Genomic DNA, 15,376 nt, shown 5'->3' on the forward strand with positions numbered 1-15,376 from the left:
GATCCCATCATGGGAGCAAATTAGGTGGTACCGCGGATCGCAGCTATTCATCCTAAGATTTTAGGAGAAAGCTGCGTTCTTTGTTATACGCTCCATAGCAAAGAGTGCTCTGCGCCAGTACCCTGCCCTTTGGGCAGTCGGCGGCTGATGCGCAAATTCATCCGGGAGGCGCTTCTGCCCATGTGCGGGGCCATGGTTTTTTCAAAAGATCTGTACCAAGGAAGAGCTGCTGCCCCTCTTCGGCCGGACGTATTTTGACTTTGAGACGCTGCGGAGGAAGGGCGGCCGTCGTCCGCCCTTTACCAAGGTGAGCCTGCTGGACCGGGAGATCTTCGGGCAACACCATTCCGGCCGGAACTGGATGCTTCGGGACTTCCGGATGCCCAACCGGTCCTGGGGGATGCGACGCGGACGGCCTCTGTGCCCGGGGCCCCTCCGATGACGGCGAGAGCGGCAAATGAGGCGGAAAATCCGCATTTCCTGTTGAGTTTTCCATATCTGATGTGATACGATACATTTTATAAATACAGGAGGATGAAACGCATGAGTACCACCACGAAACTCTCCGATCTGTTCGGCAGCATGGTCTTCAATGAGGACACCATGAAGGAGCGCCTGTCCTCTGCGTCCTATGAGGCGTGGAAGAAGTGCGTTACAGACGGAACGTCTTTGGATATCTCCACCGCCAATGAGATCGCCCAGGCCATGAAGCAGTGGGCCGTGGAAAAGGGCGCCACCCACTACACCCACTGGTTCCAGCCCATGACCGGCGTCACGGCGGAGAAGCACGACAGCTTCATTGCCCCTGCCGGCGGCGGCAAGATCCTCATGGAATTCTCCGGAAAAGAGCTGGTCCGGGGTGAGCCGGATGCCTCCTCCTTCCCCTCCGGCGGTCTGCGGGCCACCTTTGAGGCCCGGGGCTACACCGCCTGGGATCCCACCTCGTTTGCCTTCATCAAGGAGGGTAGCCTCTGCATCCCCACCATCTTCTGCTCCTACTCCGGCGAGGCCCTGGACAAGAAGACGCCTCTTCTGCGGTCCATGGACGAGATCAGCCGCCAGGCGGTGCGAATCCTGCGCCTGTTCGGGGACACGACGACCAAACGGGTGGTGGTTCAGGTGGGGCCGGAGCAGGAGTACTTCCTGGTGGACAAGGCCCAGTACGCCCAGCGGGAGGACCTGCGGATGTGCGGCCGGACCCTGTTCGGCGCAAAGCCCCCAAGGGACAGGAGCTGGACGACCACTACTATGGCGCCATCCGGCCCCGGGTCGCCGCCTATATGAAGGATCTGGATGAGGAGCTGTGGAAGCTGGGCGTGCTCAGCAAAACCAAGCACAACGAGGTGGCCCCCTCCCAGCATGAGATGGCCCCGATCTACACCAACGCCAACGCCGCCTGCGACCAGAACCAGCTGGTGATGGAGATGATGAAGAAGGTGGCCGACCGCCACGGACTGGTGTGCCTGCTCCATGAGAAGCCCTTCGCGGGCGTCAACGGCTCCGGCAAGCACGACAACTGGTCCCTCTCCACCGACACGGGCAAAAATCTGTTCAAGCCCGGCTCCACCCCCCGGCAGAACGCCCAGTTCCTGCTGTTTTTGGCGGCCTTCATCAAGGGTGTGGACGACTATCAGGAGTTCCTGCGGGCCACGGTGGCCTTCCCCGGCAACGACCACCGGCTGGGCGCCCAGGAGGCACCGCCCGCCGTGCTCTCCATCTTCCTGGGAGACGAGCTCTCCGCTGTGGTGGACTCCATCATCAACGACACGGACTTCCAGAGCACCGGCAAGCGGACGCTGGAGATCGGCGTGGACGCCCTGCCTGCCATCCGCCAGGACAACACGGATCGGAACCGCACCTCCCCCATGGCCTTTACCGGCAACAAGTTCGAGTTCCGGATGCTGGGCGCATCCCAGTCCATCTCCGGCCCCAATATCGCCCTGAACACCATCATGGCCGAGGAGCTGAAACAGTTCGCGGACGAGCTGGAGGCATCCCGGGACTTCCAGGCGGACCTGCCCAAGCTGATCCGCCGGGTATTCACCGAGCATCAGCGGATCATCTTCAACGGCAACGGCTATGACGAGGCCTGGCTGGAGGAGGCCAAAAAGCGCGGCCTTTCCAACCTGACCTCCACCGCTGACGCTCTGCCCATGTACACCGCTCCCAAAAACGTGGATCTGTTTGTCAAGCACGGCATCTACACCAAGGAGGAAATCGAGGCCCGGGCGGAGATCCACATTGAGAACTACACCACGGTCCTGACCATTGAGGCCAAGACTATGGCGGACATGATCCGCCACCAGATCCTGCCTGCGGTGTCCGACTACGCCGACCAGCTGTGCCAGCGGGCCTATCACAAGGACGCCATGGGTGTGCCCCACCAGTATGAGACTTCCACAGCCATGCAGATCGGCACCCTGACGGACGCCCTGCAGGCGGACTGCGCCAAGCTGGAGGCGGATCTGGCCGCTATCCCCGTGGGCTCTATCAAGGCCATGAACTACTGCCATGAGGTGCTGATCCCCGACATGGCAGAGGCCCGGAAGGCCGCCGACCAGTTGGAGACGCTGACTGCCTCCAAGTCCTGGCCTTTCCCGGTATACAGCGACCTGCTGTTCTACGTATAAAGTGCGCAAGAGGGCCCCGGCCATCGGCCGGGGCCCTCTTGGATTCATCTGTTACACCAGCACGTCGAAGAACAGCGCCAAAATAGTGGTGGCGAGGCCGCAGAGGCCGATGGCAAGGCCGCTCATGGCCCCCTCCGTCTCCCCCAGCTCCAGGGCGCGGGCGGTGCCCATGGCGTGGCTGCAGGCGCCGATGGCCAGCCCTGCCGCCACCGGATCCTTCACCCGGAAGAGGCGTGCCAGCGCGGGGGCGCACAGGTTGCCCAGGATGCCGGTGAAGATCACCGCCGCCACGGTGATGGAGACAATGCCGCCCTGCCCCTCCGCAATGGCGGTGGCGATGGGTGTGGTGACGGACTTGGGCAGGAGGGAGACGGTCAGTGTCCGGTCCAGGCCGAACAGGCGGCACAGGCCCCAGATGCTGAGGACCGAAGTCACCGCCCCGGCCGCGCATCCCGCCAGGATGGGCAGCAGGTTCTTTTTCAGCAGGTCGATCTGGGCGTAGATGGTTACTGCCAGGCAGACCGTGGCCGGCCCCAGAAAGAGGTTGATGAGGCTGCCGCCGGCGTTGTACGCTGCATAGGGAATGTCAAACACCGCCAGCACCGCGATAATCATCATCACCGCCAGCACCAGGCCGTTGCAGATCACAAGCCCGGTCCGCTTCTGGATTTTGCAGCCTGCCCAGTAAGCCAGGATCGTCAGCGTCACCCCGAAAAAGGGGGACTCCCACAGCGCGCTCATCTCCGCTTCCCCCTCTCCAGCAGGCGGCAGGTGAGCCGCACCGCTCCCACTGTAGCGGCAAAGGTGGCAATCAGCGAGACCGCGCAGACGACCACCAGGGCAAGCAGGTTCTCCCGTAACACATCTGCATAGTTGATGATGCTGACACTGGCCGGGATGAAGAAGAAGGGGAGATTCCCCAGCAGGTAGTCCGACTTCTCCCGGATGTGTTCTGTCTTGATGACGCGTGCCAGCAGCAGCGCCAGAAGCAGCAGCATCCCGATGATGCTGGCAGGCAGGGTGAAGGGCAACACCCGCTCAATACAGGTGCTGATCCAGCAGATGCCGAAGATGATGCCGATCTGCGTTAGAAGTTTCAAAGTGAACCGCCTCTCCCGGCGGTCCCCCGCCGCGTTACTCTGCGCCGTATTCACACAAGGGCGCGGATTCTTTTCAACTTTTTTATTCTACGGAGACGGCCGGGGAATGTCAAATCCTTCCGGCTCCTTTTTCTGCCGCCGCCGCAAAATTCGGCAAAACAGTACAAGGCCCCGCCGGGAAAGAGCGGGACCTTGTCCAGGTCATCCAAGCATCCGCAGGAGGCCGGGGGACTCAGAGGGGCATTTGCCGCTCCAGCTCCCGGCGGAAGTCCGGGTGGGCGATGGCAATCAGCGCCCGGGCCCGCTCCACGGTGCTCTTGTATTTCAGATCCGCCACGCCGAACTCCGTCACCACATACTGGACGCAGGTGCGGGGGTGGTCACCACGCTGCCGGGGGCCAGCTGCGGCACGATTTTGGAGTGGAGGACCCCCGCCTTGTCCCGGTAGCTGGACCGGAGGGCCAGGATACTCTTTCCGCCCTTGGACCACTGGGAGCCTACCACCCACTCCAGCTGTCCGCCGGTGCCGGAGTACTGCCGGGGGCCGATACTCTCGGCATTCACCTGGCCGGTGAGGTCGATCTCCATGGCGTTGTTGATGGAGACCACATGGTCGTTCCGGGCGATGTTCCGGGCATCGTTCACCCAGTCGATCTCCTTCTGGCAGAAGGCGGGATTCTCATGGGCGAAGGCCCACAGCTCCGGCCCGCCCACCATGTTGGCGTATACGCTCCGCCCCGGGCAGGTCTGTTTGCGGCTGTTGTTCACCACGCCCCGGCGCATCAGCTCCATGACGCCGGTGCTCAGGATCTCTGTGTGGACGCCCAGATCCCGCTTTCCCGCATGGGCCAGACACTCGCCCACGGTATTGGCCAGCCCTCCCAGCCCCAGCTGGATGCAGGCGCCGTCTGGCACTAGATCCGCGATGTAGCCCGCGATGCGGCTGTCCGTCTCGTTTCCCGCTGCGATGGGCGTCTCTACCAGAGGACGGCTGGATTCGATGATCCCGTCCACCTCTGATACATGGATGCGGGTGTGGGCCTCCCCATCACTGGGAATATTGGGCATTCGGGGGTTCACCTCCGCCAGCACCAGCTCGCACTGCTCCAGCACCTTCCGGCTCAGGGCCGTGCCCCACAGGGAGCGGCTCATCCACCCGTTCTCATCCGGGAGCGAGCAGGTCAGCGCCGCCACCCGGGGGCGCCGGGCCAGGAGCCACGCGGGCGTCTGACTCAGGTTGGAGGGGGCGTAATGGACGTTGCCCATGGGCTCCAGGCCCCGCTCCACGCCGTAAAAGTTGGAGTCATAAGTCACCTGTCCGGCCAGCTCCGGCGTCAGCAGCCGGGTCCCGGCGGGGATGAAGTGCCCGTAGATGGCGATATGGCCGCCGGTCTCCAGCAGGCGCTCCGCCAGCGCCCCGTCCAGCTCCCAGGGCCAGTTGGACATGGCGGCGAAGGCCGCCGTGTCCCCGTCCCGGATCAGCTCCGCCGCCTCCCGGGCGGTCATCTGCAGGGCCTGATACTGGGTCTGCCAGTTGCCCGCTCCCGCGCAGCGTCCCCGGCGGATGGGTGTCAGTTCTGTCATCGTCATTCTCCTTTGCCGCGCCCCTCTGCGGGGCGGTGTCTCCGGCGGTTTGTACAGCCCGCCGTGGGGGCCGCGGCCGCCGGTTCCCTTTCCCGTCTATTGTACCGCACATTCCGCTTCCGCACAATCCTCTTTTCCGCGGACGAGTTAATAGAAATTTTGTTTTTTTCTGCTTGCGCCCGGCCGCTTCGCCGTGCTATACTGGCGTTGTTCTTGATTTTTTCCATGGAGGTGCATCTTGCAGAAACGCAGTCACAAACTGCTGGCCGCCACCCTGCTGGAGAATACCCAGGGATTTCAGGCCAGACGATTCGAGCTCGCCTTCCTGTTCGGCTCCTTTCAGCCGGACTGCAACCCCCTGACCTATTTGAAGGGCTCCCTGCGGGCCTATAAGTTCCGGGGGCATAACTACTCCAACTCCCAGCACTACATCTACTCCCGCATCTCCCGGCTCCAGCGCCGCCAGCGCTGGACCATCTGGCAGTATTACACCCTGGGCAAACTGACCCACTATCTGGCGGATGCGTTCACCTATCCCCATAACGAGAATTATCCCGACAGTATGCTCTGCCACCACCAGTATGAGACGGACCTGCGGGCCTATCTGGAGGAGTATCTGGCCACCCGCGCCCTTCGTCGGGAGAAGTTCCGTCAGGACGTGGCGGACGCCCTTCAGGAGCTGCACCGGCAGTACATGGCCGGCGTGGCCGATATGCGCAAGGATGTGCAGTTCATCCTGAAGGCCACCTCCCTGCTGATGGCCGGCTGCCTGCCTGCCAGCGCCGCAGCGGCTGTCTGAACCCTGTTTTGGGAAAAGCGCACAGCAGCGGTTTCCCTTTCGGCGCATTCTTTGGAATCATTGTCAATTTCCATTTGCTTTTTCTGGTGTTATCCTGAAACTATCAAAGGACTCGGAAAGGAACCCAGTCATGACCAACATCACCCGTTCTGCCGAATACCGTTACTTTAGCTTTACCTATTTTTATGGTAAGGCTTATTTCGGTTTGGCTGAAAATGTGTGTGATCGTGTCTGACGCCAGGAAAAGGCTATCAGTGCATGACGACCCGCAGCCGAACCGGCTGCGGGTCTTTTTTGTACCAGCCCCATCATTTTTAGGAGGAATACAGTATGATCGTCGTTCTGAAACAAAACCCCAACCGGCACCAGCTGGAGAGCCTGATCGCCTGGCTCCAGGAAAAGGGGATCATCATCCACACCAGCATCGGCGAGGCCCACACCATCTTAGGACTGGTGGGTGATACCAGCCAGCTGGACATCGACCTGATTGCCGCCCTGGACATCGTGGAGGATGTGAAACGGGTCCAGGAGCCCTACAAGAATGCCAACCGGAAGTTCCACCCGGAGGACACGGTGGTGCAGGTGGGCAACACCCAGATCGGCGGCGGCAATCTGACCCTGATGGCGGGTCCCTGCTCTGTGGAGAGCGAGGAGCAGGTGGTGGCCATTGCCAAAGCGGTGAAGGCCAGCGGCGCCACCATGCTGCGGGGGGGCGCCTTCAAGCCCCGGACCTCCCCCTACTCCTTCCAGGGCCTGGGGGCCACGGGTTTGGAGTACCTGAAGGTGGCCCGGCAGGAGACCGGCCTCCCCATCGTGACGGAGCTGATGGACCTGAGCCAGCTGCCCCTCTTCAAGGATGTGGACGTGATCCAGATCGGCGCCCGGAACATGCAGAACTTCGACCTACTCAAGGCCGTAGGCCATCAGGACAAACCCGTCATGATCAAACGGGGCATGTCCGCCACCTACGAGGAGTGGCTGATGAGCGCCGAGTACGTCATGGCCGGCGGCAATGAGAATGTGATCCTCTGCGAGCGAGGTATCCGCACCTTTGAGAGCTACACCCGCAACACCCTGGATCTGGCCTGCATCCCCGTGCTGCGGAAGCTGACCCACCTGCCCATCATCATCGATCCCAGCCATGCCACCGGCAAGAGCTGGCTGGTAGATCCCCTGGCCATGGGCGCCGTGGCTACCGGTGCCGACGGATTGCTGATCGAGGTCCACAACGACCCGGCCCATGCCCTGTGCGATGGCCCCCAGTCCCTGAAGCCGGAGGTGTTCGACGGCCTGGCGAAGAAGCTGCTGAAGCTCCATGACTTTATGAAGACGGTGGAGGAGTAAGACATGAATGTTGCCATCGTCGGCCTGGGCCTCATCGGCGGGTCCATGGCCAAGAGCATCAAGAACCGCACCAGCCACACCGTCTGGGGCATAGACCTGAACGCGGAGACCATGACCATGGCCCGGATGTGCGGCGCCATCGACGCCCCCCTGACGGAGGAGAACCTGCCCCAGGCGGATCTGATCCTGGTGGCGATCCGGCCCGGCGCCGCCATCGAGTGGGTCCGGCAGCACGCGCCGCAGATCGCCAAGTCCGCCATTCTGGTGGACCTGTGCGGCGTGAAGCGGACCGTGGTGGCGGCCATCGCCCCCATCGCAGAGGAACGCGGCTTCTCCTATATCGGCGGCCACCCCATGGCCGGTAAGGAGCGGGGCGGCTTCACCGCCTCCGCAGAGGACCTGTACGTGGGAGCATCTATGATCCTGACGCCGGACAAGCGGACGGACATGCGGCTGCTGGAGACGCTGAAGGCCTTCTTTCTGGACCTGGGCTTTGCGGGCCTCACCTTCTCAACGCCGGAGGAGCACGACCGCATCATCGCCTTTACTTCCCAGCTGGCCCATATCGTCTCCAGCGCCTATGTGAAGTCGCCGGAGGCCCAGAAGCGCCGAGGCTTTTCCGCCGGCAGCTTTCAGGATATGACCCGGGTGGCCCGTCTGGATGAGGACATGTGGACAGAGCTGTTTCTGGACGATGAGGACTTCCTCACCGCCGAGCTGGAAGAGCTGATCGGCCACCTGACGGACTACCGCAACGCCTTGCGGGCCAAGGATACTCAGCGGCTGCACGATTTGCTGAAGGAGGGCCGGGAGCTGAAGGCCACCGCCGGCGGCAACTGACCTATTTCCGGCGCCGCTGCGCGACATGATTCTATAAAAGGAGTTTTTCGATGTTTGACTCCATCCGAACCATTCCCGTCCGGGTCCGGCCGCCCTATGATGTGCGCATTGGCAGCGGCCTGCTTGGCCGGTGCGGGGACTATCTGGCCGCGCTGCTGGGACAGCGGAGGATCGCCGTTCTGGCCGACGACACCGTGGCCTCCCTGTACCTGGACACCGTCACCGCCGCTCTGGAGGACGCGGGCTTTGCCGTCTGCTCCCATATCTTCCCCTCCGGGGAGGGGCGCAAGAATCTCTCCACCCTGACAGAGCTACTGGAGTTCCTGGCGTCGGAGCATCTGACCCGCACGGACTGCGTGGCCGCCCTGGGCGGCGGCGTCACTGGGGACATGGCGGGCTTTGCTGCCGCCGTGTACCTCCGGGGCATCCGGTATGTCCAGCTGCCCACCACCCTGCTGGCGGCGGTGGACTCCTCCGTGGGGGGTAAGACCGCCGTGGACCTGACCGCCGGGAAGAACCTGGCCGGGGCCTTCTGCCAGCCTGCCGCCGTGATCTGCGACACGGACTGCCTGAAGACCCTGCCCCCCGACGTGTTTGCCGACGGGGCCGCCGAGGCCGTCAAGACCGGCGTGCTCTCTGACGAAGCCCTGTTCGCCCTGTTTGAGGACGGCACCCTCACCGCCGACCCCGGCGAGGTCATCGCCCGGTGCGTCGCCTACAAGGCCGGCGTGGTGGAGCGGGACGAGAAGGAGCAGGGGGAGCGGAAGCTTTTGAACCTGGGCCATACTGTGGGCCACGCCATCGAGAAGTGCAGCGGCTATGTTATCCCCCATGGCCACGCCGTGGCGGCGGGGCTGGCCGTCATCGCCCGGGCTGCGGAGGCCCTGGGCTGGACGGAGGAGTCCCTGGCGGCGCGAATCACCGCCTGCCTTTCTAAAAATGGCCTGCCCACCGGGACAGACTACTCTGCTGAAGCCCTGGCGGAGGCAGCCCTTTCCGACAAGAAGCGCGCCGGTGGGGATATCACCCTGGTGGTCCCCCGGAAGATCGGCCATTGCGAGCTGCGGAAGGTCCCGGTAGCGGACCTGCTGCCCATCATCCGGGCAGGACTGGAGGCGTAAATGGACCTTCAAATCACCCCGAAAAAACTCTCCGGCGCCGTGACGCCGCCCTCCAGCAAGTCTCAGGCCCACCGATTGCTGATCGCCGCTGCTCTCAGCGGCGGGATCAGCGTCATCCACGGCCTGGCGGACTCCCAGGACATCCGGGCCACCCGCCGGTGCCTGTCTGCCATGTGTGCCGGGATGGAGGATCTGCCGGATGGCACCCTCCGGGTCCACGGACTGGGAAACGGCATCGTCATCGCACCTCCCTATGCCCTGCTGGACTGCGGGGAATCGGGCTCTACCCTGCGCTTCCTGATCCCCGTGGGCCTGCTGATACAGGGAGAGGCGTCCTTCACCGGCCGAGGCCGGCTGATGGAGCGCCCGCTGAAGCCCTACGAGGACCTGTTCCGGGAGAAGGGCATCGCCTGGAAGCTGGCGGACAACGTCCTCACCGTAAACGGCGGTCGGGGATACGGTACCCTGGCCCTGGACCCGGGGACATACCGCCTGCCCGGCAACGTATCCAGCCAGTTCTTCACAGGGCTGCTGTTCGTCATGCCCCTGCTGGAGGGAGACTCTACCCTGGTGTCCACCACACCCCTGGAGAGCCGGGACTACCTGGAGATGACCCGGCAGGCTCAGGCCGCTGCCGGTGTCACCAGCCGGTGGCTGGACGAAAACACGCTCTTCGTCCCTGGCGGCCAGACCTACCAGTCCTTTGAGGCCACGGCGGAGGCGGACTGGTCCCAGGCGGGGTTCTGGTACGCCGCCGATTTCCTGGACAGCCGTGTGGACATCCGGGGCCTGAATCCCGACTCTGCGCAGGGGGACAAGGCAGTCAGCGAACTTTACTGGCGGCTGGCCCGGCCGGGGGACACGGAGATCGATGTCTCCGGATGCCCCGACCTGCTGCCGCCTCTGGCGGTGATGGCGGCGGCCCGCTCCGGTACCACCCGGTTTGTGAACGCTGCCCGGCTGCGGATGAAGGAGAGCGACCGGCTTTCCACCACCGCCGCCCTGCTGACCGCCCTGGGCGGACGGGCGGAGGAGGGGCCGGACTTTCTGACAGTCCACGGCGGGACGCTCACCGGCGGCATGGTGGACTGCGCCAACGACCACCGGATCGCCATGGCGGCCGCCATCGCCGCCACCGCCTGTACCGGCCCCGTCACGGTGCTGGGGGCCCAATGCGTGCAGAAGTCCTACCCGGATTTCTGGGAGGTGTACAAGAACCTGGGAGGTGATATCCATGTCCTCTGAATTCGGCAGTCTCCTGAAAATCTCTGTCTTCGGCCAATCCCATGGAAGGGCCATCGGCGTGGTGGTGGATGGCCTGCCCGCCGGGGAGGCCATCGACCTGGAGGAGCTGAACGCCTTCCTGGCCCGGCGGAAGCCGGGGAAGAGCCACCTTTCCACCGCCCGGAGGGAGGCCGACGCGCCGGTGTTCCTCTCCGGCCTGGAAAACGGCGTCACCTGTGGAGCCCCTCTGTGCGCGGTCATCGAAAATGGAGACCAGCACTCATCGGACTATGATGCCCTGCAGGACAAGCCCCGGCCCGGCCACGCAGACTACACTGCATTTGTCAAGTGGGGCGGGCAGGCGGACATGCGGGGCGGCGGCCACTTCTCCGGCCGGCTGACGGCGCCCCTGTGTATCGCCGGCGGCATCGCCAAGCAGATTCTCTCCCGCCGGGGCGTATACGTAGGGGCCCACCTCCAGTCCGTGGGGACGGTGGCGGATGCATTATTCCCCCTGCGGCCCACGAAGGAGCTGTTTGACGCCGTGGCTGCCAAGCCATTCCCGGTGCTGGACGACCAGGCGGGGGAGCGGATGCAGGCGCTGATTCTGGAGGCCTGGAAAAATCTGGATTCTGTGGGAGGCGTCGTTGAGTGTGCCGCCACGGGCCTTCCCGCCGGACTGGGGGAGCCCATGTTCGGCGGCGTGGAAAACCGGCTGGCCGCCGCCCTCTTCGGCATTCCCGCCGTGAAGGGCGTGGAGTTTGGGGACGGCTTCGCCGCCGCCCGGTCCCGGGGGTCCGAAAACAACGACCCCTTTGTGATGGAGGACGGCCGGGTGCAGACGCAGACCAACCACGCGGGCGGCATTCTGGGGGGCATCACCAGCGGAATGCCCATCGTCCTGCGGACGGCCATGAAGCCCACACCGTCCATCGCCCAGCCCCAGCGGACGGTCAGCCTGTCCGCCGGAGAGAATGCGGAGCTTGTGATTCACGGGCGGCACGACCCCTGCATTGCCCACCGGGCGGTCCCGGTGGTGGAGGCGGTTACTGCCGCCGTGCTGTTAGATTTATTATTGGAGGGACATCATGGAACTTTCTGAGATTCGAGAGAAGATCGACGCAGTGGACGAGCAGCTGCTGGACCTGTTCCTGCAGCGCATGGACCTGTCCGACGAGGTGGCTGCCTACAAGAATGCGCACCATCTGCCCATTTTGAACAAAGAACGGGAGCGGGCCATCCTGGCCAAGGTGACGGAGAAATCCGGGGAGCGGGAGCGGTATGCCTACCACCTGTTCTCCACCCTGTTCGAGCTGGCCCGGTCCCGGCAGGCAGAGCTGATCTCCGCCCCCACCAAGGTGGCCGCCCAAGTCCGCGCCTCTCTGGAGGCCGGTACCTCGGTCTTTCCCCAGACGGGCCTGGTGGCCTGTCAGGGCGTGGAGGGGGCCAACTCCCAGGTGGCCTGTGACCGGCTGCTGCCCCGGGGCAACATCGTGTATGTGAAGACCTTCCAGGCTGTGGTGTCCGCTGTGGAGTCCGGCCTGTGCAGGTTCGGTGTGCTGCCCATTGAGAACAGCTCCAACGGCTCCGTCCGGGCGGTGTACGAGCTGCTGCAGGACCACAACCTCTCCATCGTCCGGTCCACCCGGCTGTGCATCCGGCACGAGTTGCTGACGCTGCCCGGCGTGAAGATGGAGGACATCACGGAGATCTACTCCCACGAGCAGGCCATCGGCCAGTGCAGCAAGTTCCTGAACAGCCTCAACGGCGTCCGTGTCATCCCCTGCGACAACACCGCCATGGCCGCCAAGATGGTGGCGGAGAAGGGCGACCGCCACGCCGCCGCCATTTCCTCCCACCCCTGCGCGGCGTTGTACGGCCTGACCTGCCTCAACGACAGCATCCAGGACAGCGACAACAACTACACCCGGTTCATCTGCATCACCAAGGATCCGGTGATCTATGCCGGCGCCAACCGGATCAGCCTGATTATCGCCTTTGACAACCGGCCCGGCGCCCTGTATGAAATCCTCTCCAAGCTGGCGGCACTGGACATCAACATGACGAAGCTGGAGTCCTGCCCCGTGGCGGGAAGTGACTTTGAGTTTGTTTTCTTCCTGGAGCTGGACGCCTCCGTCCAGGATCCCAGCGTCCTGGCCATGCTGGAGGAGATGGAGCGCAGCTGTGCCGAGTTCCAGTTCTTGGGCAACTACGCGGAAGTCTGAGCCATGGATGAGCGGATTTACGGCCTGCTGGGCCGGAAGCTGGGCCACAGCTGGTCCGTCCCCATCCATGCCGCCCTGGGCAACGGCGCCTACCGCCTTCTCGAGCTGGAGCCGGATGGACTGGCTCCCTTTCTTCACCGGAAGGACATCGGCGGCCTGAACGTCACCATCCCCTACAAGCGGGACGTGATGCCCCTGTGCGATGAGATCGACCCGGCGGCGGAGGCCATCGGCAGCGTCAACACCATCGTCCGGTGCGCAGACGGCAAGCTGGTGGGCTATAATACGGACATCGACGGGTTCCTCTATATGGCCTGCCGGGCGGGTATCTCCCTGTCAGGGAAAAAAGTCGTGATTTTGGGCAGCGGCGGGGCGTCTCTGACGGCCCAGACCGCCGCCCGGCAGGGGGGCGCGGCGGAGGTTGTGGTGGTATCCCGTTTCGGTCCGGACAACTATGACAACCTCTCTCGCCACGCTGACGCGGAGATCCTGGTGAACGCCACTCCGGTGGGCATGTACCCCGGCAACGGCCAGTCTCCCGTGGACCTGTCCGTATTTCCGGTCTGTCAGGGGGTGCTGGACGTCATCTACAATCCCCGGCGCACGGCCCTGCTGCTGCAGGCGGAGGCGCGGAGCATCCCCTGCTCTGACGGACTGCCCATGCTGGTGGCCCAGGCGGTGGCGGCAGAGGAGCGGTTCTTCAACAGGTCCATTCCCGCCGGTGAGAATGAGCGGATTTTGGTTCAGCTCCGGCGGGAGATGACCAACCTCATCCTGATCGGCATGCCCGGCAGTGGCAAGACCACGGTGGGGGAGGCGCTCTCCCGCCTCACCGGCCGGGAGGCCGTGGATCTGGACCAGATGATCGAAACCACCGCCGGCTGTTCCATCCCGGAGATCTTCCAGCGTGAAGGCGAGTCCGGCTTCCGGGCCCGGGAGCGGGCCGCCGCGGAGGAGGCTGGGAAGCGCACAGGCGTCATCCTCCTCACCGGCGGCGGTATCATCAAGACGGCGGAAAACTACGCGGCCCTCCATCAGAACGGCCGCATCTATCAGCTGGTGCGGGATCTCAGCCTGCTGCCCACCGAGGGCCGGCCCCTGTCCCAGGGGGCGGATCTGGCCGCCATGTGGCGGGAGCGGGCGCCCCTGTACGCCCGATTCCGGGACGTGGAGATTGACAACAGCGGCACGGTGGAGGACACCGCCGCCGCTATCTGGAGGGATTTTTGTGCACATTCTGGTAGTTAACGGCCCCAATATGAACATGCTGGGAATCCGCCAGCCGGAGATCTACGGCCATGAGACCTATGAGGACCTGAAGGCGCTGATCCGGGCGGAGGCGGACCGGCTGGGCGCGTCCGTCTCCTTCTTCCAGTCCAACCACGAGGGGGCCCTGGTGGACGCCATCCAGCAGGCATACTTCGACCATGTGGACGGCATCATCATCAACCCGGCAGCCTACACCCACACCAGTGTGGCCCTGCTGGATGCCGTGAAGGCGGTGGGGATCCCCACGGTGGAGGTCCACGTCTCCGACCCGGACAGCCGGGAGGAGTTCCGCCGTGTCTCCTACATCCGGGCCGCCTGCGCGGCCACCATCCGGGGCCATGGGCTCCAGGGATATGTGGAGGCCCTGCGGTTTCTCTGCGGCGCGGACGCTTGACAAACGGCGGTCTCTGACGGATAATATGCCCATACCCCATTGGGTATCCGGGAGGTGTCGGCATGAGACAATGTATGGATGCGGACAACCTGCACCGGCGGCTGAAGAAGATCGTCGGCCAGGTGCAGGCCATTGACCGCATGGTAGACGAGGACGTGCCCTGTGAGGATGTGCTGTCCCAGATCAACGCCGCCAAGTCCGCCCTCCACAAGTGCGGGCAGGTGGTGCTGGAGGGGCACATCCAGCACTGTGTCCGGGACGGCATCCAGCACGGGGATGCGGACAAGACCATCGAGAGCTTCACCAAGGCGGTGGAGCGGTTCTCCAACATGGGTTGAAGGCAAGGGGATCGGCTGAAAAGCCGATCCCCTTTGTATATGTTACAGGATTTTCTCCAGAGCGTAATTGGTCAATACCTGTCCGCGGCAGGGCACCTGCTGTTCCCGCTCTATCGCATAGCCCCGGCCGAGGAAGAAGGGCAGGGCGGTCTTGGAGGCGTGGACAGTGACGGCGTCCACCCCAATTCCCGGCAGTGGGCCTCCAGCGCGTCACACAGGGCTGCGGCGATGCCCTGTCCCTGGCAGTCCCACCGGACGAACAGGTGGTCCAGATAACCGGTATCCTCCACATTGCCGTAGCCCACAATCCGCCCGCCCGCCTCTGCTACCAGGGTGTACAGCCGCTGAAACCAGCTGTCCCGTGTCAGCAGATCCGCCTCTCCGGCGGCCCAGGCTTCCACCTGGGGCAGGGTGTAGTCCCGGCAGTTCACCTGCCGAACCGTCTCACCGAACAGGCGGGCCAGAATGGGCAGGTCTTCTGTCCGGTAGCGCCGTAGTCGCATTTCTG

Annotated in this window: 13 protein-coding genes and 2 pseudogenes; 11 read left to right on the forward strand and 4 right to left on the reverse strand. The window is 63.9% G+C overall.

The window, feature by feature from the left end; translation table 11 throughout:
* Nucleotides 1-543 precede the first annotated feature (543 nt).
* Nucleotides 544-2,630: pseudogene (locus EIO64_RS11060) on the forward strand (glutamine synthetase III family protein).
* A 51-nt stretch (nucleotides 2,631-2,681) separates the two neighbouring features.
* Here the strand turns inward: EIO64_RS11060 and EIO64_RS11065 are convergent.
* The 3 genes and pseudogenes from EIO64_RS11065 to EIO64_RS11080 all read right to left on the reverse strand — a co-directional run bounded on the left by EIO64_RS11065 (nucleotide 2,682) and on the right by EIO64_RS11080 (nucleotide 5,320).
* Nucleotides 2,682-3,371, reverse strand: a complete 690-nt coding sequence (locus EIO64_RS11065) for an LrgB family protein (RefSeq protein WP_021747996.1) — start codon at nucleotides 3,369-3,371, stop codon at nucleotides 2,682-2,684.
* Nucleotides 3,368-3,730, reverse strand: a complete 363-nt coding sequence (locus EIO64_RS11070) for a CidA/LrgA family protein (protein ID WP_119310404.1) — start codon at nucleotides 3,728-3,730, stop codon at nucleotides 3,368-3,370. The genes EIO64_RS11065 and EIO64_RS11070 overlap by 4 nt, the downstream gene beginning before the upstream one ends.
* Before the next feature lie 232 nt (nucleotides 3,731-3,962).
* Nucleotides 3,963-5,320, reverse strand: a pseudogene (locus tag EIO64_RS11080) (acetyl-CoA hydrolase/transferase family protein).
* A 232-nt stretch (nucleotides 5,321-5,552) separates the two neighbouring features.
* Between EIO64_RS11080 and EIO64_RS11085 the strand changes: the two are divergent.
* The 10 genes from EIO64_RS11085 (at nucleotide 5,553) to EIO64_RS11130 (ending at nucleotide 14,868) form a co-directional block, all read left to right on the forward strand.
* Nucleotides 5,553-6,113, forward strand: a complete 561-nt coding sequence (locus EIO64_RS11085; protein ID WP_021747999.1) for a zinc dependent phospholipase C family protein — start codon at nucleotides 5,553-5,555, stop codon at nucleotides 6,111-6,113.
* 330 nt (nucleotides 6,114-6,443) lie between these two features.
* Nucleotides 6,444-7,457 (forward strand): 3-deoxy-7-phosphoheptulonate synthase, encoded by a 1,014-nt coding sequence (gene aroF, locus EIO64_RS11090; RefSeq protein WP_119310405.1) that lies wholly within the window; start codon nucleotides 6,444-6,446, stop codon nucleotides 7,455-7,457.
* A gap of 3 nt (nucleotides 7,458-7,460) precedes the next feature.
* Entirely contained in the window at nucleotides 7,461-8,297 is an 837-nt protein-coding gene (locus tag EIO64_RS11095; RefSeq protein ID WP_021748001.1) for a prephenate dehydrogenase, read from the forward strand.
* 50 nt (nucleotides 8,298-8,347) lie between these two features.
* Nucleotides 8,348-9,418, forward strand: a complete 1,071-nt coding sequence (aroB, locus tag EIO64_RS11100; protein ID WP_021748002.1) for a 3-dehydroquinate synthase — start codon at nucleotides 8,348-8,350, stop codon at nucleotides 9,416-9,418.
* Nucleotides 9,419-10,663 carry a 3-phosphoshikimate 1-carboxyvinyltransferase gene (locus EIO64_RS11105; RefSeq protein WP_119310406.1) on the forward strand — a complete coding sequence of 415 codons (1,245 nt, stop codon included), beginning with the start codon at nucleotides 9,419-9,421 and terminating at the stop codon, nucleotides 10,661-10,663.
* Nucleotides 10,653-11,744 carry a chorismate synthase gene (gene aroC, locus EIO64_RS11110; protein ID WP_136891351.1) on the forward strand — a complete coding sequence of 364 codons (1,092 nt, stop codon included), beginning with the start codon at nucleotides 10,653-10,655 and terminating at the stop codon, nucleotides 11,742-11,744. Before EIO64_RS11105 ends, aroC begins: the two co-directional genes overlap by 11 nt.
* Nucleotides 11,731-12,867, forward strand: a complete 1,137-nt coding sequence (locus EIO64_RS11115) for a bifunctional chorismate mutase/prephenate dehydratase (RefSeq protein WP_021748005.1) — start codon at nucleotides 11,731-11,733, stop codon at nucleotides 12,865-12,867. The genes aroC and EIO64_RS11115 overlap by 14 nt, the downstream gene beginning before the upstream one ends.
* A 3-nt stretch (nucleotides 12,868-12,870) precedes the next feature.
* Nucleotides 12,871-14,115, forward strand: a complete 1,245-nt coding sequence (locus EIO64_RS11120) for a shikimate kinase (RefSeq protein ID WP_021748006.1) — start codon at nucleotides 12,871-12,873, stop codon at nucleotides 14,113-14,115.
* On the forward strand, nucleotides 14,096-14,530 hold the full coding sequence (gene aroQ / locus EIO64_RS11125) for a type II 3-dehydroquinate dehydratase (protein ID WP_025545245.1): 435 nt from the start codon (nucleotides 14,096-14,098) through the stop codon (nucleotides 14,528-14,530). Before EIO64_RS11120 ends, aroQ begins: the two co-directional genes overlap by 20 nt.
* 62 nt (nucleotides 14,531-14,592) lie before the next feature.
* Nucleotides 14,593-14,868, forward strand: coding sequence for a metal-sensing transcriptional repressor (locus EIO64_RS11130; RefSeq protein ID WP_119310408.1), 276 nt, complete (start codon nucleotides 14,593-14,595; stop codon nucleotides 14,866-14,868).
* 110 nt (nucleotides 14,869-14,978) lie between these two features.
* Here EIO64_RS11130 and EIO64_RS11135 read toward each other — a convergent pair whose 3' ends face one another.
* A complete protein-coding gene (locus tag EIO64_RS11135) occupies nucleotides 14,979-15,371 on the reverse strand; it encodes a GNAT family N-acetyltransferase (RefSeq protein ID WP_249390653.1) in 393 nt (130 codons plus the stop codon).
* Between the last annotated feature and the right edge of the window lie 5 nt (nucleotides 15,372-15,376).

It is taken from the genome of Dysosmobacter welbionis (genome assembly GCF_005121165.3).
GTDB lineage: Bacteria > Bacillota > Clostridia > Oscillospirales > Oscillospiraceae > Oscillibacter > Oscillibacter welbionis.

Coding starts and splice junctions, on each gene's coding strand:
- EIO64_RS11065 (WP_021747996.1), bottom strand. CDS start 3,371: ATGAGCGCGCTGTGGGAGTCCCCCTTTTTCGGGGTGACGCTGACGATC.
- aroF (WP_119310405.1), top strand. CDS start 6,444: ATGATCGTCGTTCTGAAACAAAACCCCAACCGGCACCAGCTGGAGAGC.
- EIO64_RS11095 (WP_021748001.1), top strand. CDS start 7,461: ATGAATGTTGCCATCGTCGGCCTGGGCCTCATCGGCGGGTCCATGGCC.
- aroB (WP_021748002.1), top strand. CDS start 8,348: ATGTTTGACTCCATCCGAACCATTCCCGTCCGGGTCCGGCCGCCCTAT.
- EIO64_RS11105 (WP_119310406.1), top strand. CDS start 9,419: ATGGACCTTCAAATCACCCCGAAAAAACTCTCCGGCGCCGTGACGCCG.
- aroC (WP_136891351.1), top strand. CDS start 10,653: ATGTCCTCTGAATTCGGCAGTCTCCTGAAAATCTCTGTCTTCGGCCAA.
- EIO64_RS11115 (WP_021748005.1), top strand. CDS start 11,731: ATGGAACTTTCTGAGATTCGAGAGAAGATCGACGCAGTGGACGAGCAG.
- EIO64_RS11120 (WP_021748006.1), top strand. CDS start 12,871: ATGGATGAGCGGATTTACGGCCTGCTGGGCCGGAAGCTGGGCCACAGC.
- EIO64_RS11130 (WP_119310408.1), top strand. CDS start 14,593: ATGAGACAATGTATGGATGCGGACAACCTGCACCGGCGGCTGAAGAAG.
- EIO64_RS11135 (WP_249390653.1), bottom strand. CDS start 15,371: ATGCGACTACGGCGCTACCGGACAGAAGACCTGCCCATTCTGGCCCGC.